Origin of the sequence: Rhodococcus sp. WS3, assembly GCF_003797085.1 — a bacterium.
GTDB classification, from domain to species: Bacteria; Actinomycetota; Actinomycetes; order Mycobacteriales; family Mycobacteriaceae; genus Rhodococcus_F; species Rhodococcus_F globerula.
On sequence record NZ_RKMA01000002.1, the window covers coordinates 1,121,059 to 1,140,175 of the forward strand.

Sequence of the window (19,117 nt, forward strand, 5' to 3'; positions counted from 1 at the left end):
GCCCATTGTTCGAACTCCAGCGCGTCGTGCTAAGACTCCAGTTTCGAGACGATGTAGGCGCGGGCAGGCGGCGGGACAGTCGGCGCAAACCGCTTCAAATACGCAGCCATCCATTCGGAACGTTCGGTCAGGAACGGGTAGTCCGTGCTGACCATGTGCCTCACTGCCAGCATCGGAAGCGGTGCATCCAGTGGTTTGAAGTCGTCGTTCCATAAACCGGGCCTGGTACACCCTGGATAGAACTGTCCCAGCATCAGACCTTTGTTGATGAAGGTCGACTTTCCATACGACTGAACCGCATCAATGATCGAGAAATCAGTCAGATCCGGAAATATCGCCAGAATCGCCTTGAATATTGCATCTTTCCCGTCACTGGGACTCAGCTCCGGAAATATGTCGGCCATGTCCTGCGCGATCTTTGTCATCAAGGAAAAATCTATGTTGTCACCTTGGACGATTCCTGCCCAGAAAAGGCGCCGTTCCAGCGATGGACCGGTAAATGGGCACACTGGACCTGCTCGCCCCAAATCCTGGTGTGGCTCAGTGAGATACTGGCGGGCCCAGTTTCGAAGAATTCCCATAGTCCGATCCGGACTATCGAATTCTTCCTCGTCCAAGATATTGAGGAATTCTATGTGCGATCTGGTACCTACAATCCGTTGATACGCCATTCGATTCGTCATTGTCGCAATCCTTATCACTGGCGAGGCTCCGCTTGTCGATAACGAAACTGTGCCTCCTGAGGAAGAACGTCGCGATCACGAGAGACCAATCTTCCGACCACGACCGTCACGCCTGTCGGTACTGCGCTGACGGCACAGGTGCTCCTTGCAATGTGGTCATGTTGCCTCCCGAAATTACTTCTGACTCCCAGAATCGTCGGCACACGTACCGATGTCGTCACCGCTGACGCCCATCTGCGCTACCGACTGCCCCCACCGGGGCCTTTCCCGCTACCTTCAATGCCATCACCGAACCGCACTGGGCAACATCGCCAGCCGCGCATATACCTGCAGACCACAACTCGGTAGGCTCGAAGTTGATCGGCCCGGCGACGTTTGGGTGAACACCCAGTCATGGACCGGGAGTCTCGGAGCCGACGATGACAGATTTCAATTTCGTTGCACCACATCGAGATAGAGACAGCAACGGCCGCAGCGCAGTCCGGGTGGTGCTGGCCGAGGACGATGTCCTACTCCGCGAAGGTCTCGCAAGCCTGCTCACCCGCTCGGGCGTCGACGTTGTGGGTCAGGCCGGCGACGCGGAGCAATTGCTGGATTCGGTCCGGGAAATGTCGCCGGATCTTGTGGTGGTCGACATCCGAATGCCACCGACTCATACGACCGAAGGACTCGACGCGGCCAAGGTGATCCGCGACGAACTCCCGGAAACCGGCATTCTGGTCCTGTCGGCGCACGCCGACGTCGAGCAGGCAATGGAGTTGCTCGCAAGCGGTCAAGGGATTGGTTACCTGCTCAAGAGCCGCATCACCGACGTGGACGATTTTGTCGAGACCCTCCAGCGAATCGCCAAGGGTGCGGCAGTAATCGACCCCGCCTTGGTTCGGGAGTTGGTGACGGCTCGCCGACGCAACGACCCACTTGCCGCCCTCAGCACGCGCGAACGAGAAGTGCTGGCATTGATGGCTGAAGGACGTTCGAACGTGGGTATCGCCCACAGGCTGTGTGTCACACCGGGCACCGTCGAGAAACACGTCCGCAGCATTCTCACCAAACTGGAACTCACCGAGACCGGTGAAAACCACCGCCGAGTACTCGCCGTTGTCACCTACCTCCAAGCATGCTGACTGCTCGAGTCTCCAAGCGCACGCGCGATGGCTTAGTCACCTGCCGTCGCCGTAGACTGAAGCAGGAAACCGATGCCTCGTCAGCGCTGGGCGGTATGGCCGCGGCAATTTTTGTCGCAACGGGTTACTCATGGATATTTTTCGGACGAGAATCGCCCCGGGTAAGACGGTCGGATTGTTGGGCCGCCTGACGGAGTTGTTGCGCTCGACTCGTGATCGCAAATCGAGCCATCACGCATCCGCGGTCGGCGTCGACGATCTCGAGAAGTTCTTCGATCTTTCGTCCGATCTGCTCTGCATCGGCGGCATCGACGGTTTCTGCAAGCGAGTGAACCCGGCGTTCGAGAAGGCACTCGGGTACACGTCACAGGAAATGTTGAAGCGACCCTTCCTGGATCTTGTCCATCCTGCCGACAGAGCACGAACCATCGAGGCTCTCGACGATCTGGCCCGAGGTCTTCCAATTGCACAATTCGAATCCCGACTCGTCTGCAAGGACGGCTCCGCGCGATGGATCGAATGGAACACCGTCCCGGCGCGCGATTCGCTCTATGCGGCCGGCCGCGACGTGACGGAGCGCCGCGTGGCCCAACAGATGATCGAAGCGAGCCATGCGGAGCTCAGGGCACTGGCAGAGCAACAGGCCGCACTCCGACGCGTTGCGACCCTGATTGCGCACGGCACTTCCCCGTCGGACGTATGCGCTTCCGTCGCAGCGGAATTGACCCGAATACTGGGCAATCGATCGACCGGTCTGTATTGCTTCAGTCCTGACGGTATGTCCATGTTGGTTGCCTCCAACACAGAACCGGTCGGTGGGTCTGCGCACGGTGCACCCCACCCCGTCGACGGCGAAAGTATTGCGGCACGAGTCTTCCGCTCCGGCCACTGCGCCCGGATCGACTCGGCGCAGAACTCGGAGGTCGGCGTCCCGATCGTCGTCGACGGCAACCTGTGGGGCTCGGCGGTGGTCGGGTCAACCGGCCCCGATCCCCTGCCGCCAGACACCGAAGCGCGCGTCGGCGACTTCACTGATCTATTGGCAACCGCAATCGCCAACGCTCAAGCCCACACACAACTGACCGCGTCGCGCGCCCGGATCGTCGCCGCCGCCGACGACGCACGGCACAGACTTGAACGCGATCTGCACGACGGTGCACAACAGCGCCTCGTCTCGCTTGGGCTCGCGCTCCGGTCCGCCGAAGCGTCGGCGGATACCGAACCGGCCGCGCTCAAGGAACAGATATCCGACATCGTGGCAGGACTCAACGATGTCTCCGCCGATCTCCGAGAAATCTCACGCGGAATCTATCCCGCAATCCGGTCCAAGGGAGGTCTCGGCCCAGCACTGAAAGCCCTTGCCCGCCGCTCCGCGATTCCCGTCGATCTGGATCTGCACCTCGACCCGCGAGTGCCGGAATCCACGGAAGTAGCGGCGTACTACGTCGCAGCGGAAGCCCTGACAAACGCAGCTAAACATGCCCGCGCGTCGGGGGTGCACCTGCAAGCCAGAACGACCGGCACGCACCTCGAGCTCTCGGTCCGCGACGACGGGTCCGGAGGTGCCGACCCCGCCAAAGGGTCCGGACTGACCGGAATCAGGGATCGCGTCGAGGCCCTCGGCGGCCAGTTGGAAATCATTTCTCGAGCCGGCAGCGGTACCGCACTTCTTGCCGACATACCGATGGACGCCCCGTGACTGGTCTATACCAATCGTTAACCTGTTGTTCGTTTCGATGATCCTTGCTGGTCTAGACCAAAGGTCATGATCGCTTCATGCAAATTTTGATTGTCGGTGGCGGGATACTCGGAACGACGCACGCCGACGAGGCCATCCGCCGCGGACACGACGTCATCCATCTCGAACGTGAACCCGAGGCCCGTGGTGCAACGGTACGAAACTTCGGATTGGTCTGGGTATCCGGGCGAGCGCCTCACGAACTCGAAGCCACTCTCAGATCGCGAGAACTATGGGCCGATCTAGCCGTACGCGTCCCGGGAATCGGATACCGCGCGGCCGGCTCCATCACGCTGATGCGCACGGAGGAGGAAGTTGCGGTAGCCGAGGAAGCGTTTGGGCGAGAAGATGCCGAGCACCGCGGCTTTTCACTTCTCGACGCCGACGCAGTTCGCGTCATCAACCCCGCACTCCAAGGCAAGTTCCTCGGCGGCTTGCACTGCACTCTCGACGCAGCCGTTGAATCGCGCCAAACGCTCCCGGCAATCCGCGGCTACCTCGGCGCCACCGGAAGGTACACATTCCACGCCGGCACGGAAGCCCGCGAGATCACCACCACCGAATCCGGCGTTCACATTCGCGACGACCACGGACGCAGCTACGACGCAGACCTGGTAATCGTCTGCCCCGGAGCCACATTGGGCGGGTTGGCCCGCGACCTGGCCGGAGATCTTCCCCTTCGCCGAGTGCGCCTGCAGATGATGCAGACAGCGCCGCTCGGCGAAAAGCTCACCACCGCAATTGCCGACGGTGACAGCTTCCGGTACTACCCCGGCTTTGCGGGCCCCGCACTGGATACCCTCCACAAAGTCCAGCCTCAAGAGCCGACTGCCGAACAGCACCGCATGCAACTCCTGTGCGTCCAGCGCCTGCACGGCGGGCTCACGATCGGCGACACCCACGAGTACGAGGAGCCCTTCAACTTCGACGTGGACGAGGAGCCGTATCGTCACCTGTCCGGCGTCGTGGAAACCCTTCTCGGACGCGATCTTCCACCGATCGTCAAGCGTTGGGCCGGCGTGTACAGCCAATGCCTCGATCCCACACAACTGGTTCACCGCGCGCAAGCTGCCGACAACATCTGGGTGGTTGCCGGTCCCGGTGGGCGCGGAATGACGCTCGGCCCTGCCCTGGCCGAACAAACTGCCGATCAACTCGGACTCTGAAAACCTGCTGTGCGCCTTTGTCAACCGCCCGCGGTTAACAAAGGCGCACAGTGGGATTACCCCTTACGCAAGATGTACCGCTGAACCTTGCCACTCGGAGTCTTGGGCAGGCTCGGAACGAAGTGCACCGTACGCGGGTAGGCGTGAGCGGCAAACTTCTTCTTCACCAGGGTCTGCAGTTCCTTCTCCAAATCGTCGTCGCCATCGACGCCTTCGCGCAGAACGACAAACGCCTCGAGAACTTCACCGCGCAACTCGTCCGGCATACCCACAACCGCAGCCTCGATGACGTGCTCGTGCATGACCAGCACGCTTTCCACGTCGAAGGGGCCGATGCGGTAGCCCGCCATGATGATGACGTCGTCGTCACGCGAGGAGAAGAAGTAGAAACCGTCCTCGTCCGTCATGCCCGCGTCGCCCGTGATGTACCAGCGTCCGTCTTCGGTGAAGCGCTGCTTCGTCTTCTCCGGTGCGTCGACGTACCCGGTGAACCACATGAGTGGACTGTTGTGGGTATCGATCGCCACCCGGCCCGGTGTCCCGGCCGGAGCAATGTCGTCGGAATTGTCTTCAAGCACAGCGGTGGACCAGCCCGGCAATGGCAGACCCATCGAACCGGGGCGTACGTCCTCACGCAGACCGTCGGCCCACGCGTTGACGATGAACATGCCGTGCTCCGTCTGTCCGTAGTGATCCCGAACCTCGACGCCCAGCGAATCCTTGGACCACGCAACAACATCCGGCGTCAGCGGCTCACCTGCGGACGACGCGCGCCGTAGGGAGATACCGGCGGGGACAGGTGTCTTGTCAGCACGCAGGCTGCGGTACACCGTCGGTGCTGCGGCAAAATTGGTGACACCGAACTTCTCGATGATCTGCCACGTCAACGGCGCGGAGAAACCGGCGTGCAGTAGCAGGCTTCGAGTGCCTGCGGCCAACGGTCCGAGCAACGCGTAGTACAGGCCGTACGCCCAGCCCGGATCAGCGGCGTTCCAGAACACGTCGTCGCCGCGGACGTCGAGACCGAACTCCTGATACGCGTGGAACGACGCCAGCGCACGCACCGGAACCGGCACGCCCTTGGGCGTTCCCGTGGTGCCACTCGTGAACAACTGCACCATCGGGCCGTTGCCGCCGACAGCCTGAGCAGCGCCCTTCGGATCCTCGGCGTCCTGCGCCGCGACCAGGGTGCCGAAGTCCAACTCGTCGCCGACAGCGCCACCCGCAACGATGATCCGCCACGGGGCGTCGGCGGGAATGTCTTCACCCGGTGCCAACTTCTCCAGCTGATTCGCGTCGGAAATGACGACCTTCGCGCCGCTGGCAGTCAAGCGGAACGCAATTGCCGGAGCGGCAAACGCGGTGAACAACGGCACGTGAACTGCGCCGCGGCGCCAGATACCGAGCAGCGCGACCACCAGATCGGCGGACTTGCCCATGAGCGTCGCGACGTGGTCACCCGGTTCGACTCCGAGGTCCGACAGTGCCGCGGCAAACCGGGCGGACTGCTCACGTAGGTACCCGTACGTGAGGTCCACTGAGCTAAGGTCTGCCTCGACAACGGTGAAGGCAACGCCGTCCGCGGGGTGCCGGTCGCAGAGCAGTTCTGCGGCGCTGGCCTCGGGGGTGTCGTACTGATCCAAAAGCTCACGCACCCGCGCCGTGGGATCGGTGCTCATCAACATGCTCCTTTTTCATGGTCGTATTGTGGGTCGGCGGGTTTGATCACCGACTCGTCATACGCAGTGTCCACCACTTATGATCAAGCTCACAAGGAAACTTCACTACCCCCGGAAAGGGGTGCGGCGTGACCCGAAGTTCATCGTCACTTCTACGCCCCCGAGACGGGGACGCCATGCGGAGCGAACTCCGTTCGATCGCCGCTCAGGGCGTTGTTCCCGTGCTGTTCGGCGGTGAAGTACAGGACGAGACCCTGCACCTCACCGAATTTGTCGGCACGCGCACCAACAACCTCAAGGGCCTCGCCATCCCGCCGCGCTCCGGCATGGGTGGCCGCGCCGTCGCGCAGCGAGCACCGATCCTGGTTCACGACTACGGCAACTCCCAATCCATCACTCATCACTTCGATCGACCGGTGCTGAGCGAGGGATTGCACTCCATCATTGCCGTTCCGGTCATGGTTGCCGGCAAATCTCGGGCTGTGCTGTATGCCGCAATCCGTGAGAGCGCCCCACTCGGCGACCGCGCCGGCGACGTCATGGTGTCCGCCTCCCGTCGACTGGGGATGGAATTCGCGATCCGCGACGAAGTCGACCGCCGCCTCCAGCTCCTGCAAGCCGCGTCCGCCGCAAGCAGCGACGGCATGTCCACCGAAGAGATCCGCGACGTGCACGCCGAACTGCGCAGTGTCGCAAACAGCGTCACGGATACCGATCTGCAGATCAAACTCCGCGGACTCTCGCAACGTCTCGCATCGATCCTCAGCCCCGCTGACCGCGACATGGCCTCGGCCGTGACCCTGACGCCACGCGAAATCGACGTCCTCTCACAGGTCGCCCTTGGATGTACCAACATCGAAGCAGCACAGCGTCTCTCAGTCAGCGCGGAAACCGTCAAGAGCTACCTGAGAAGCGCAATGGGCAAGCTCGACGCAAGCTCGCGCCACGAAGCAGTAGTGACGGCACGACGATTGGGCATACTGCCGTAAAACTGGGCGCAGCCCAGGAGCATGTACGGCTGGATGGCCGAGAGCGCTCGCAACGAAGGGTGACGCTGATGTCGGAAACCATGGACAACAGGCAATCCTCGGAACAACCGAGCCTCAAACGCGTCATGGGCCCCGGCCTGCTTCTCCTGTTCATCGTCGGAGACATCCTGGGCACTGGTATCTACGCACTCACCGGAAAGGTCGCCAATCAGGTAGGCGGCGCAGTCTGGGTACCGTTCCTCGTCGCGTTCGTGATCGCGATGATCACCGCGTTCAGCTACCTCGAACTGGTGACCAAGTATCCCAAAGCCGCAGGCGCAGCACTGTATACACACAAAGCATTCGGCATCCACTTCCTGACGTACATGGTTGCCTTTGCCGTCATGTGCTCCGGGATCACATCCGCGTCCACCGCATCGCGGGCATTCGCAGCCAATTTTGTCGAGGCATTCGACCTCGACTTCACCACCGGAATAGGTATCACGCTGTTGGGTATCGCCTTCATGGCGGTAGTGGCGATCGTCAACTTCCGCGGTGTCAGCGAAAGCGTCAAGACAAACGTAGTGCTGACCTGCATCGAATTGTCCGGACTGTTGATCATCATCATGATCGGTCTGTGGGCACTCGGCGTCGGCGACGGCGATTTCGCGCGAGTCACCACATTCGACACCGGCGATCGCAGCACCCTCTCCGCGGTGATCGCCGGCACCGCGCTCGCGTTCTTTGCGATGGTCGGTTTCGAGGACTCGGTGAACATGGCCGAAGAATGCAAAGAACCGACCCGGATCTTCCCGAAGGTTCTCCTCACCGGGCTGGTGATCACCGGAATCATCTACATATTGGTCTCCATCACCGCAATTGCCTTGGTAAGCCCGAGCGAGCTCGGCGAAGGTGACACCCCACTCCTCAAAGTGGTCCAGGCCGGGGCACCCGGATTCCCCATTGGTATCTTCGCGTTCATCACGATGTTCGCCGTGGCAAACACGGCACTGATCAACATGCTGATGGCATCGCGACTCCTGTACGGAATCAGTCGCGAAGGCATACTTCCGTCGGCGTTCGGCAAAGTCCACCGCACCAGGCGCACACCCTATGTCGCCATCATCTTCACGACGCTTGTCGCATTCGGGTTGATCACCTTTGTCGGCGAGGTTCCGGAACTAGGCGGAACCACCGCACTACTGCTGCTGTGCGTCTTCACCATCGTCAACATCGCAGTTCTGGTGCTACGCAGACATCCCGTGGAACACAAGCACTTCCGGGTTCCGACAATCTTTCCGATCCTCGGCGCCATCACCTCAGGCCTTCTGGTCACGCCTATCGCCGACCGTCCCGTCGTGCAATATCAGATCGCCGGGATTCTCCTCGGGATCGGAGCAGTTCTCTGGCTCGTCACCTACGCCGTGAACAAGCGATCCGGGCGAGGCGGCCCCGAAATCGACCCGGAGCATCTCGCAGAACGCTGAAGGTCAGTAACCTTCCGGGAGAGCTGCGAACATGTCCCGCGTTACGCCGACAGCATTGTCCGAACTTCCGCCGCGCACAACCAAAGTCGCAAAAGCCAAGTCACCCCGATACCCGACGAACCATGCATGCGAGCCGCCATCGACCTCGGCCTCACCGGTCTTGCCGTACACCTCACCCTGATCCTCGACGCGCTCAGCCGTACCACTGGTAACCACCAAGCGCATCATGCCGCGCAAACCGTCGACCATCTCCGGACTGATGGGCGTGCGGTCACCGTCGATGACGGTTTCCCGACCCGAAATCAGTTGCGGCACCGGAGTGGACCCGTGGGCCACCGTCGCTGCAGCCAATGCCATACCGAACGGACTCACGACCACCAAGCCCTGCCCAAAGCCGTCCTCGGTGCGCTGCACCAGATCCGGCGCGGGCGGGACCGAACCGGAATCGGTCGGCAATCCCACGATGTTGTAATCGGGGCCGATACCGAACTGCGCTGCCGCAGTGGTCAATGCATCGGGTTCCATCTCACTGGCCAGTTTCGCGAAACTTGTGTTGCACGAACGGGCGAACGCCGTTGCCATCGGTACCGTCCCGAGTGAGAACTCGTTGTAGTTCGGGACACTTCGCTGACCGATCTCGATGCGACCGGGGCACGGTACCATCGTCTCCGGGCTCGCTTGCCCACCGGAAATTGCGGCACCCGCGGTCACGATCTTGAACGTGGAACCGGGCGGGTACAGGCCCGTCGTCGCGACCGGACCGTCGCGGTCCGCCGCCTTGTTCTGGGCTACCGCCAGGATCGCGCCGGTGGAAGCCTCGATCACCACCATCATCGCCTGATCCGCATTCACATTGACGGCACGTTGCGCGGCGATCTGAATATTGCGGTCGAGACTGATAGTGAACGACGGAACCGGTTGCGGCGCAGTCTCCGTCAAGATATCGGTATCGACGCCGTTCTGGTTGACCGTGACGACACTCCACCCGGCCTTGCCGTCCACCTCGTCGATGATCGTCTTCTTGATCTGCCCGAGCAGGTCCGGTGCAAACTCCGGATCGGTGGACACCAGATCCGATTCATCGGAGACGCTCACCCCGGAAATCCCGGCCAACTGCGCCGCTACCCGCTCGTAGTCATCACTACGCAAACGAGTGACCAGGTAGTCACCCTTCACAGCCGTCGACGACTCTGCGATCGACTGGCCCGACAGCGTGGAATCGAACTGAGCCAAGGTCGCGGCCAAGGCGTTTGCCGCACCGACGACGTCGGAACTCTTCGAGCGATCGAACTTGACCCGGTACACGATTCCCGGAACCAGAACATCGGTTCCCGAATGCTCGTTGACGCGAGCCCGGGGCGCCGGTTTCGACCGCAACGACATGGTCTGCTTGTCACCGAGTTTCGGGTGGACGTCGGTGGAACTCCAACGGACGGACCAGCCTCCGTCCTTGCGGCCCATCTGCATTTCACCGTCGTACGTCCAGACACGCTCCTTCGGGAGGTGCCAGACGTAGGTGTAGCCGACCGTCGCGGTATCGCCGTCGATCTTGACCTTGGTGGTCTCCGCCGTCATCGACTCGGCCTGCAACTCGTCCCACGTATCGCTCAGCACAGCCCCGGCCGCGTCAGGTCGATCCGTCAACCCCGCTGCTTCCTCGATATCCCGGTCTGCAAACGCACTCAAGAACTGCTGAGCCACAGGTTCCGGCCCCGCCGGCTTCGGAGTGCATGAGCTAACCCCCACCGCCAGCAAAACAGCAGTGCAGGACGCCAGGATTTGGGCGGAGCGGCTACGCGTGAAAGTCCGAGTGTTCATCGGACCCCATACTAAGTCGACACAAACTCGACGCAGCGGAGGCACGACTCAATCGAGGAGAACGGTCGCAAATGTTGCGACCTGCCGGAACCCGACCCGCGCGTACGTGGACCGTGCCACCGTGTTGAAGCTGTTGACGTACAGACTCGCGACCCTGCCGGTTGCCATGATCGATTCGGCGACTGCGGCCGTCCCCGTCACTCCGTATCCACGACCACGGAATTCGGGATTGACCCACACCCCTTGGATCTGACCGCACCGTGACGACACGGAACCCACCTCGGCCTTGAAGACAACCTGGCCGTCGTCGATCCTTGCCCACGCTCGGCCAGACGCGATCAAGCTCGCGACACGATGGCGGTATCCACGTCCGCCGTCGTTCGTCCGGGGATCGATGCCCACTTCTTCGATGAACATGGCGACGGCAGCGGGTAGATAGATGTCGAGTTCGTCGGGCCGGACCTGCCGGACCAACGGATCGGACAAACATGAAAGGGGTTCGGACACCGCGAGCAAAGGTTGTTCGGCCCGCACCTCCCGCGCGCTCCCCCAATCCAACTCGAGCATCTCCCACAGCGGCAAGGCCAATTCGGCCCGGCCGACCACCGACGAACACATTCGCGGAATCCGGCACGCCCGATCCGCGAACGCACGGATGCTGTCGATGTCTCCGCGAAGAGGCACAAGATTGGCGCCGGCAAAACACAACGACGACGACGGGCCGCCGCGGCTCCACAGTTCGCCGTGGATCATGCGAGGATCAACGCCGCATTCCTCGACGCGTGAAGCGATCATGCACGACGCAATGGGGTCGGCGTCGAGGACACGACGAACGTCGTCGAGATCGCGGCCCCCGACCGGCTTGGCTCCGAGGAGTTTCAGCATTGATTGACCCCTCCGCTCTCAGTGCGCCCGCGCCGTGCAGACTTGTGCACCCAGATTGCCACGAACCGGGAACTTGCGGGAAGGTTTCATCCGGCTATTGCTCAACTCACAGTGTCGACAGGTTCATCAGCTCACCGTGACAACCGGTGCGCCGTCGGGAGATTCACCTTCCATGGCTTCCGCGATCTTCATAGCCTCCTCGATGAGAGTCTCGACGATCATGGCTTCGGGCACCGTTTTGATGACCTCACCCTTCACGAAAATCTGGCCCTTGCCATTGCCGGACGCCACTCCGAGATCGGCTTCGCGGGCTTCTCCTGGTCCGTTGACAACGCAGCCCATCACGGCCACGCGCAACGGGATCTCCATGCCTTCGAGACCAGCAGACACCTGATCGGCCAACGTGTAGACGTCGACCTGTGCACGTCCGCAGGACGGGCACGACACGATTTCGAGCTTGCGCGGACGCAGGTTCAAGGACTGAAGGATCTGGTTGCCGACCTTGATTTCCTCAGCCGGCGGCGCGGACAGTGACACACGAATGGTGTCGCCGATACCTTCTGCCAGCAAAGCGCCGAACGCCACTGCGGACTTGATGGTGCCCTGGAATGCCGGACCGGCTTCCGTAACTCCGAGATGCAGCGGGTAGTCGCATTTTGCAGCGAGTTGACGGTAAGCCTCGACCATCACAACGGGGTCGTTGTGCTTGACGGAGATCTTGATGTCACCGAAACCGTGTTCCTCGAACAGTCCGGCTTCCCACAGCGCGGATTCGACGAGTGCTTCCGGAGTGGCCTTGCCGTACTTCGCCATCAATCGAGGATCCAACGAGCCTGCGTTGACGCCGATACGAATCGGGATTCCCGCGTCACCGGCAGCCTTGGCTACCTCTTTGACACGGCCGTCGAATTCCTTGATGTTGCCGGGGTTGACGCGGACGGCGGCGCATCCGGCGTCGATGGCGGCAAAGATGTAGCGCGGCTGGAAATGAATATCCGCGATGACCGGAATCTGACTCTTCTTCGCGATGGTCGCCAGAGCGTCCGCGTCTTCCTGGCGTGGACAGGCAACGCGCACGATGTCACAACCGGAAGCGGTCAGTTCGGCGATCTGCTGCAGCGTCGCATTGATGTCGTGCGTCTTCGTGGTGCACATCGACTGCACCGAGATGGGGAAATCGCTACCCACACCCACGTTGCCGACCTTCAACTGACGGGTCTTGCGTCGCGGAGCGAGAATCGCTGCGGGTGCGGAGGGCATTCCCAAACCGATGGGGGTGGTCACGTCTGTGCCTACTTTCATAGCTTCACTGCAAGTTTAGCCGGGCCGTGGTTGTGCGAGCGCCTCGAAACGATTGCGCTGATCACACAGCCTTAGAAAATCTTGATCGGATTGACGATGTCAGCTGTGAGTGTCAGCAACATGAACGCGCCACCGATCACGATGAAGACGTAAGTGATCGGGAGAAGCTTGGTGTAGTCGACCGGTCCCCCGGCAATAAGTCCGCGCCGAGCACGGAACCAGTCGCGAATCTTCTCGTAGAAAACCACCGCGATGTGTCCACCGTCGAGTGGCAGCAACGGGAGGATGTTGAAAACGCCGAGGAAGAAGTTGATCGAGGCGAGCAGCAGGACAAATGTCGGCCACTCAGCGCGGTCCGCAGCTTCACCACCGATCACGCTCGCTCCCACGACACTGATCGGTGTGTCCTGCGCCCGCTCACCACCGGTGACCGACTCCCACAGCGCACCGACCTTGGACGGAATATCTGCCAACGCCTTCACCGACTCGACCATGATCGTGCCGGTGTAGTCGAAGGCCGCCGGAACAGCCGTGAGCACGTTGTAGCTCTCCCGTGCCTGCTCGACGCCGACAATCCCGACGGCCCCGACCTTGGTGAGCTCAGGCGTCGTCTTACCTGCGCCCGTGACATAACGTTCGGCAGAGGTCACGGCAACCGGAATCTGAAGTATCTGGCCGTCACGTTCGACGGTGAGATCCACCGTGCCGGAGGTATCCCGGATTGCGGTTGACACTTCCTTGAACGTCTCGACCGGTGTTCCGTCGACCGCGGTTATGCGATCACCAGGGGCAAGTCCGGCAGCTTCGGCAGGGCCGGTTCCCTCGCACGGCGCCAACGCCCAATTCTGGTCCTGGCCGTACTGCGTCGGCGCGACACACGAGAGCTTCTCGACAACAGCCGGAGCAGGATCCGTGGATTGCGTGCCCCAGCCGAGGAGCAAACCGTAGATCAGCAACAGTCCGAGAATGAAGTTCATCGCGATACCGCCGGACATGACAACGACGCGCTTCCACGCCGCTTTCTTGTACATGGCGTGCGGCTCTTCTTCTGGCGTCATCTCGTCGAGCGCCGTCATTCCGGCGATGTCGCAGAAACCGCCGAGCGGCAAGGCCTTGAGGCCGTACTCCGTCTCACCCCGACGGAAGGAGAAGATCTTGGGACCGAAGCCGATGTAGTAGCGGCGGACCTTCATGCCCAGCGCCTTTGCCGTCCACATGTGGCCGGCTTCGTGCAGGGCGATGGACACGCCGATTCCGAGGGCGAACAGGATGACGCCCAATGCAAAAACCATGGAAGCTCTAGCCCTCCTGCTTCACGAGCTGACGCGCGCGTGTGCGTGCCCAGCCGTCTGCGGCCAGAACGTCGTCTACGGTAGTCGGTTCTGCGGACCACTCCGACGCGTCGTCGAGAACTGCCGACACTGTCCGGACGATTGTGGGGAACGTGATGACGCCGTCGAGAAATGCCTGCGCGGCAACTTCGTTGGCGGCGTTGTAGATCGCGGTGAAACAGCCGCCCGCCTTGCCCGCGCTACGAGCCAACGCGACTGCGGGAAAGACCGTCTCGTCGAGGGGTTCGAACTCCCACGTGGATGCCTTCGTGAAATCGCACGCCGATGCCGCACCGGAAATCCGATCGGGCCACCCCAGTGCAAGCGCAATGGGGAGTTTCATGTCCGGCGGGCTGGCCTGCGCCAAGGTGGAGCCGTCGAAGAACGTGACCATCGAGTGCACGATCGACTGCGGATGGACAGTGACGTCGATGCGGTCGTAGTCGATCCCGAACAGAAGGTTGGTCTCGATCAATTCGAGCCCCTTGTTCACCAACGTCGCCGAGTTGAGTGTGTTCATCGGGCCCATCGACCACGTGGGATGGGCACCGGCCTGCTCGGGTGTCACGGGTTCAAGAGCATCGGCACTCCATCCACGGAACGGACCACCGGATGCGGTGAGAATCAGGCGAGACACCTCGTCTGCTGTGCCACCGCGAAGGCACTGTGCCAGTGCCGAATGTTCGGAGTCCACCGGAACGATCTGACCGGGTGCGGCGGCCTTGGTCACCAATGCGCCGCCGGCAACCAGCGATTCTTTGTTGGCCAGCGCCAGTCGCGCGCCAGACTCCAAAGCGGCCAGCGTCGGTTCCAGACCTAGTGATCCCACCAACGCGTTGAGGACAACGTCGGCTCCACTGGCGCGAACCAGTTCCGCCGCGGCCGACGGCCCCGATCGAGCAGTTACGCCGTCGAGCGCGGCGGCGGCGTCCGGGTTCGCCACCGCAACCTCGGTAACACCAGTCGCCCTGATCTGCTCGGACAACAACTCGACGTTGTTGCCACCCGCAGCCAAGCCGACCACCTCGAACCGTTCGGGGTTGGCTGCGATGACTTCCAAGGCCTGTGTACCGATGGAACCGGTGCTGCCGAGGAGAAGGACGCGGGTGGGTGTGGTTTCCTGCACGCATCCATTGTTGCCGATAACACCTGAGAACAACCTTATCGACGCCCCACTACGTACGACGGTCGGTCGTATGTCACCATATTGAGCAGTAGTGCAACCTATTGAGCAGGAGGATCGACCGTGGCCGATACCCAGTTGGACGTCAAGTCCAGCGCCCCCGTCGTGGTCTCACATGTCGATGAGGCCGAGGTTCCCTCTGCCGCATGGGGGTGGAGTGGTGAAAGCCTCAAGACTTTCCGTATCGCCGGATGGTTCTTCACGGCATTCCTGCTCCTGATGATCATCGGCAATCACAGTGGCAAGGTCGAAGACCTGTGGCTGATCGGTACCGCCGCTTTGATGGCGATCGTCTTGATCCGTGACGTGATCGTCCGTCGCCACCCGCGATAACCAACGCAGACAAAAAACCTCCACGAACTTCGAGTTCGTGGAGGTTTTTTGTTGCGGTACTTCAGTTTTCAGCAGCCAACTGACCACAGGCGGCAGCGATTTCCTGGCCGCGGGTGTCGCGGACCGTGCAGGACACACCCTGCGCGATGACGCGGCGAACAAACTCCCGCTCGACGTCCTTCGGGCTCGCGTCCCATTCACTTCCCGGAGTCGGGTTCAGCGGAATCAGGTTGACGTGAACCAGTCCTCCGAGTGCCTTCTTGAGTTTCTTGCCGAGCATGTCCGCGCGCCACGGCTGATCATTGACGTTCTTGATCATCGCGTATTCGATCGACACACGGCGGCCGGTCTGATCTGCGTAGTACCGCGCAGCCTGCAGAACCTCAGCCACCGACCACCGGTTGTTGACCGGCACCAAGGTGTCGCGCAGTTCGTCGTCAGGAGTGTGCAAGGACACCGCCAGCGTGACGCTCAGGCCTTCGTCGGCGAGTTTGCGGATTGCCGGGGCCAGGCCGACCGTCGACACGGTGACGGATCGCTGAGACAGTCCGAGTCCGTCCGGCGCCGGTGACGTGATGCGACGCACGGCCGCGACAACACGCTTGTAGTTGGCCAGCGGTTCACCCATGCCCATGAAGACGACATTGGAGAGACGGCCGGGTCCGCCCGCAATTTCACCGTCGCGCATGGCAGCAGCAGCGTCGCGAACCTGGTCGACGATTTCCGCCGTCGACAGGTTGCGATCGAGGCCGCCCTGACCGGTGGCGCAGAACGGGCAGGCCATTCCGCAGCCGGCTTGGCTGGAGATGCACAGCGTCGCGCGATCCGGGTACCGCATGAGGACGCTCTCGAGAAGCGTGCCGTCGTGCGCCTTCCATAGCGTCTTGCGAGTATCGCCGGCATCGCACGCGAGATGCTTGACGGGTGTCAGCAACCTCGGGAAGAGCGAGTCCCCCACCTTTTCGCGCACCGCTGCGGGCAGATCCGTCATCTTCTCGGGATCAGCTTCGAGGCGGGCGTAGTACTGGCGGGCGATCTGATCGGCCCGGAATGCCGGTAACCCGAGCTCCTTGACCGCCTCTTTGCGCTCGTCGGAGTCGAGGTCAGCGAGGTGCCGAGGAGGCATTCCGCGCTTGGGTGCATTGAAAACGAGGGGAAGAGAGGCAGCCATAGTTACACCATTCTCCCATTGATTTGGCGTTCACCCCTACTTCGGCCCGATTGAGCGCCGAGAACCCGTGCATGTTCGTGCTTCTTGCGTGATGATCAACTCATGTCGAGCACACCAGAGGATCCCTCGAACGCACCCGTGTACGGACCCGCCGACGGGTTCGGATCCGACCCACAACTCCCCGCCGCCGATGACGCGGCGGCCGTGGAGAAACACGAACCGGCGCCGCCAGTAGAACCCACGCCGACTCCCACCGGAACTGCCGTCACCGACCGAACTCGCGCGGCAACAACGTGGGTTGGCCTGGTCATCGGTGCAATTGTGCTGATCCTGCTACTTGTCTTCATCCTGCAGAATCTCGAGAACGTGTCGGTCAAAATCCTGGCGTGGCAACTGGATTTCCCACTCGGGATCACCATCCTGCTGGCGGCGATTGCCGGCGCCCTCATCATGGCCCTTGCCGGCGGTGTCCGGATTGTTCAGATTCGCCGCGCGGCCAAGCGTCAGCTGTGACTGAAATCTAGTTACGCAATTGGGTCGATCGGTGGTCTGCCAGGCATCATTGGTGTCGTACAAATCACCGGAAAGGACCTGCTGTGACCACTCACATGGAGAGACCTGTGACCATGCGGATCGCACCTGAACAAGCGCGATCCTGGCTACTCGTCCCCGCGTCCAAACCGGACACCTTCACCGCCGCGCTGAACAGCGCTGCAGATGCCGTGATTCTCGATGTCGAGGACGCGGTCGCCCCGGCACACAAGCCGAAGGCCCGAGAAGACGTCGTCGCGTTCCTGAGCGGGCATGCCCGCGCCTGGGTGCGCATCAACGACGCCACCACACCGTTCTGGGAAGAGGACCTCGCAGCACTGTCCGGCCTTCCCGGACTCGAAGGCGTCATGCTCGCGAAGACCGAAAGCGGTCAGCAGGTAGACGCCACCGCCGAACGCCTCCCAGAGGGCACGAAGATTCTTGCTCTCGTCGAATCGGCAGTCGGACTGGAGGCAGCACCGGAAATCGCTCGAACCGAGGGCACGTTCCGACTGGCATTCGGTAGTGGCGACTTCCGCCGCGACACCGGGATGGACGACTCCCCCACATCCATGTCCTATCCCCGCTCACGGCTCACCATCGCGAGCCGTGCCGCCCGGATCGCCGCTCCCATCGACGGCCCGACGTTGGGTACCGACCTTGATCTGCTGTCGCGCGATTGTGCGATCACGCTGTCACTCGGAATGGCAGGCAAGCTCTGCATGACGCCGGCACAAACAGAACCCGTCAACACAGGTTTGAGCCCCTCCGTTGCCGACGCCGCCTGGGCCCAGGACGTCATCGACGATCTCGGTGAGGACGGCTCACGCGTACGTGATGGCAGTGACCTGCCGCGACTGGCCAAGGCAAAGAAGATTCACGCCCTGGCAACCCTCTTCCACATCCCGACTCAGAACTAATTTCGGCATAGTTCTGAATCGGTGCAGAATGCGTCAGGCGCTCAGGCTCGAGAAGAGCGCCTGACGTGCGACTTTCTGAAGAGATTCACAGCAATTCCAACGATCGCGGCTTGAATCGGACGTGCACGCGATAGCGCACCGGGAACGACAAACCCGACACCGTCGAGAACGCTCGCGCTGCAGTTTTCTCGGTGAATTCGATCCCGAGAACCTTGCGCATATCGTCTCGATTACGAAACTCCCATCGGGTGTCAGCCCGGCTCAGTGAAAATCCCTGAGCCTCGAAGAATGCTTCTACCGCGGCCGCGTCGTACTTGGGCAGATCGGCCCGCATCCAGTCGCCGTACGGCGACGCGCTGACATCGAGATCGACAATCACCAATGCGCCCCCGGGCCTGAGGATTCGCATCGCCTCGGCCATGCCCCGGCCACAGCCCTTCCCGAAGAAGTACGCCGTGCGCGCATGAACGACATCGACGGACGAATCCGCCAGACCGGTCGACTCGGCAGACCCGGCAACGACGTCGATCTTCGCGTCGTCGCGAGTTCGATCCTGCGCCAATCGCACCAAAGGCGTGTGCGGCTCGACCCCGACCACCCGGCGCGCAGTGCGCGCGAACTCTGGCAGATGAAAACCGGCCCCACAGCCGACGTCCACGACGTCACGATCCGCCCAGTCCACAGCCGCACGCATCGCCGTCCAGATTGCGCCGTCGACGTCCTGCGCACGATTCTCCACCTCGTACACGTCGGGCCAATGCCAGATGTTCGGACTGGGAATCGGTGTCACGCTGCGTT

At 61.8% G+C, this 19,117-nt stretch carries 17 protein-coding genes; 8 read left to right on the forward strand and 9 right to left on the reverse strand.

Features of this window, described 5'->3' with window-relative positions; all coding sequences use genetic code 11:
- Window positions 1–29 precede the first annotated feature (29 nt).
- Window positions 30–683 (reverse strand): DUF6875 domain-containing protein, encoded by a 654-nt coding sequence (locus tag EEB13_RS19190; protein ID WP_095885994.1) that lies wholly within the window; start codon window positions 681–683, stop codon window positions 30–32.
- Window positions 684–1,102: 419 nt separating this feature from the next.
- Between EEB13_RS19190 and EEB13_RS19195 the strand changes: the two genes are divergently transcribed.
- The 3 genes from EEB13_RS19195 (at window position 1,103) to EEB13_RS19205 (ending at window position 4,711) form a co-directional block, all read left to right on the forward strand.
- On the forward strand, window positions 1,103–1,807 hold the full coding sequence (locus EEB13_RS19195) for a response regulator (protein WP_141486064.1): 705 nt from the start codon (window positions 1,103–1,105) through the stop codon (window positions 1,805–1,807).
- A 130-nt stretch (window positions 1,808–1,937) separates the two neighbouring features.
- Window positions 1,938–3,506: a PAS domain-containing protein gene (locus EEB13_RS19200; RefSeq protein WP_080711844.1), complete on the forward strand. Its 1,569-nt coding sequence runs from the start codon at window positions 1,938–1,940 to the stop codon at window positions 3,504–3,506.
- A gap of 77 nt (window positions 3,507–3,583) precedes the next feature.
- A complete protein-coding gene (locus EEB13_RS19205) occupies window positions 3,584–4,711 on the forward strand; it encodes a TIGR03364 family FAD-dependent oxidoreductase (RefSeq protein ID WP_141486065.1) in 1,128 nt (375 codons plus the stop codon).
- A gap of 56 nt (window positions 4,712–4,767) precedes the next feature.
- On the opposite strand, the gene EEB13_RS19210 is transcribed toward EEB13_RS19205, so the two are convergent.
- A complete protein-coding gene (locus EEB13_RS19210; protein WP_092808597.1) occupies window positions 4,768–6,390 on the reverse strand; it encodes an AMP-binding protein in 1,623 nt (540 codons plus the stop codon).
- Between the two features lie 176 nt (window positions 6,391–6,566).
- On the opposite strand from EEB13_RS19210, the gene EEB13_RS19215 reads away from it, so the two are divergent.
- Window positions 6,567–7,379, forward strand: coding sequence for a LuxR C-terminal-related transcriptional regulator (locus EEB13_RS19215; RefSeq protein WP_045067230.1), 813 nt, complete (start codon window positions 6,567–6,569; stop codon window positions 7,377–7,379).
- A gap of 68 nt (window positions 7,380–7,447) precedes the next feature.
- The gene (locus EEB13_RS19220; protein WP_045067932.1) at window positions 7,448–8,845 is read left to right on the forward strand and encodes an APC family permease; all 1,398 of its coding nucleotides are present in this window, start codon (window positions 7,448–7,450) and stop codon (window positions 8,843–8,845) included.
- A 3-nt stretch (window positions 8,846–8,848) separates the two neighbouring features.
- Here EEB13_RS19220 and EEB13_RS19225 read toward each other — a convergent pair whose 3' ends face one another.
- From EEB13_RS19225 to dxr, 5 genes are all read right to left on the reverse strand, one after another.
- Window positions 8,849–10,663: a penicillin-binding transpeptidase domain-containing protein gene (locus EEB13_RS19225; protein ID WP_045067229.1), complete on the reverse strand. Its 1,815-nt coding sequence runs from the start codon at window positions 10,661–10,663 to the stop codon at window positions 8,849–8,851.
- Window positions 10,664–10,711: 48 nt separating this feature from the next.
- The gene (locus EEB13_RS19230) at window positions 10,712–11,548 is read right to left on the reverse strand and encodes a GNAT family N-acetyltransferase (protein WP_033236513.1); all 837 of its coding nucleotides are present in this window, start codon (window positions 11,546–11,548) and stop codon (window positions 10,712–10,714) included.
- A gap of 126 nt (window positions 11,549–11,674) precedes the next feature.
- A complete protein-coding gene (gene ispG / locus EEB13_RS19235; RefSeq protein ID WP_092808598.1) occupies window positions 11,675–12,832 on the reverse strand; it encodes a flavodoxin-dependent (E)-4-hydroxy-3-methylbut-2-enyl-diphosphate synthase in 1,158 nt (385 codons plus the stop codon).
- Between the two features lie 89 nt (window positions 12,833–12,921).
- On the reverse strand, window positions 12,922–14,142 hold the full coding sequence (locus tag EEB13_RS19240) for a M50 family metallopeptidase (protein WP_092808507.1): 1,221 nt from the start codon (window positions 14,140–14,142) through the stop codon (window positions 12,922–12,924).
- A 7-nt stretch (window positions 14,143–14,149) separates the two neighbouring features.
- A complete protein-coding gene (dxr, locus tag EEB13_RS19245) occupies window positions 14,150–15,307 on the reverse strand; it encodes a 1-deoxy-D-xylulose-5-phosphate reductoisomerase (RefSeq protein WP_141486066.1) in 1,158 nt (385 codons plus the stop codon).
- A gap of 120 nt (window positions 15,308–15,427) precedes the next feature.
- On the opposite strand from dxr, the gene EEB13_RS19250 reads away from it, so the two are divergent.
- A complete protein-coding gene (locus EEB13_RS19250; RefSeq protein ID WP_033236516.1) occupies window positions 15,428–15,697 on the forward strand; it encodes a DUF2631 domain-containing protein in 270 nt (89 codons plus the stop codon).
- A 61-nt stretch (window positions 15,698–15,758) separates the two neighbouring features.
- On the opposite strand, the gene rlmN is transcribed toward EEB13_RS19250, so the two are convergent.
- Window positions 15,759–16,868: a 23S rRNA (adenine(2503)-C(2))-methyltransferase RlmN gene (gene rlmN / locus EEB13_RS19255; RefSeq protein ID WP_033236517.1), complete on the reverse strand. Its 1,110-nt coding sequence runs from the start codon at window positions 16,866–16,868 to the stop codon at window positions 15,759–15,761.
- A gap of 102 nt (window positions 16,869–16,970) precedes the next feature.
- On the opposite strand from rlmN, the gene EEB13_RS19260 reads away from it, so the two are divergent.
- Together EEB13_RS19260 and EEB13_RS19265 are read left to right on the forward strand one after the other, a co-directional pair.
- Window positions 16,971–17,381, forward strand: coding sequence for a lipopolysaccharide assembly LapA domain-containing protein (locus EEB13_RS19260; RefSeq protein ID WP_141486067.1), 411 nt, complete (start codon window positions 16,971–16,973; stop codon window positions 17,379–17,381).
- Window positions 17,382–17,476: 95 nt separating this feature from the next.
- Window positions 17,477–18,319 carry an HpcH/HpaI aldolase/citrate lyase family protein gene (locus EEB13_RS19265; protein WP_116103141.1) on the forward strand — a complete coding sequence of 281 codons (843 nt, stop codon included), beginning with the start codon at window positions 17,477–17,479 and terminating at the stop codon, window positions 18,317–18,319.
- Between the two features lie 85 nt (window positions 18,320–18,404).
- Here EEB13_RS19265 and EEB13_RS19270 read toward each other — a convergent pair whose 3' ends face one another.
- On the reverse strand, window positions 18,405–19,109 hold the full coding sequence (locus EEB13_RS19270; protein WP_187328586.1) for a class I SAM-dependent methyltransferase: 705 nt from the start codon (window positions 19,107–19,109) through the stop codon (window positions 18,405–18,407).
- Window positions 19,110–19,117 lie beyond the last annotated feature (8 nt).

Coding starts and splice junctions, on each gene's coding strand:
- EEB13_RS19190 (WP_095885994.1), bottom strand. CDS start 683: ATGACGAATCGAATGGCGTATCAACGGATTGTAGGTACCAGATCGCAC.
- EEB13_RS19195 (WP_141486064.1), top strand. CDS start 1,103: ATGACAGATTTCAATTTCGTTGCACCACATCGAGATAGAGACAGCAAC.
- EEB13_RS19200 (WP_080711844.1), top strand. CDS start 1,938: ATGGATATTTTTCGGACGAGAATCGCCCCGGGTAAGACGGTCGGATTG.
- EEB13_RS19205 (WP_141486065.1), top strand. CDS start 3,584: ATGCAAATTTTGATTGTCGGTGGCGGGATACTCGGAACGACGCACGCC.
- EEB13_RS19210 (WP_092808597.1), bottom strand. CDS start 6,390: ATGAGCACCGATCCCACGGCGCGGGTGCGTGAGCTTTTGGATCAGTAC.
- EEB13_RS19215 (WP_045067230.1), top strand. CDS start 6,567: ATGCGGAGCGAACTCCGTTCGATCGCCGCTCAGGGCGTTGTTCCCGTG.
- EEB13_RS19220 (WP_045067932.1), top strand. CDS start 7,448: ATGTCGGAAACCATGGACAACAGGCAATCCTCGGAACAACCGAGCCTC.
- EEB13_RS19225 (WP_045067229.1), bottom strand. CDS start 10,663: ATGAACACTCGGACTTTCACGCGTAGCCGCTCCGCCCAAATCCTGGCG.
- EEB13_RS19230 (WP_033236513.1), bottom strand. CDS start 11,548: ATGCTGAAACTCCTCGGAGCCAAGCCGGTCGGGGGCCGCGATCTCGAC.
- EEB13_RS19240 (WP_092808507.1), bottom strand. CDS start 14,142: ATGGTTTTTGCATTGGGCGTCATCCTGTTCGCCCTCGGAATCGGCGTG.
- rlmN (WP_033236517.1), bottom strand. CDS start 16,868: ATGGCTGCCTCTCTTCCCCTCGTTTTCAATGCACCCAAGCGCGGAATG.
- EEB13_RS19260 (WP_141486067.1), top strand. CDS start 16,971: ATGTCGAGCACACCAGAGGATCCCTCGAACGCACCCGTGTACGGACCC.
- EEB13_RS19265 (WP_116103141.1), top strand. CDS start 17,477: ATGGAGAGACCTGTGACCATGCGGATCGCACCTGAACAAGCGCGATCC.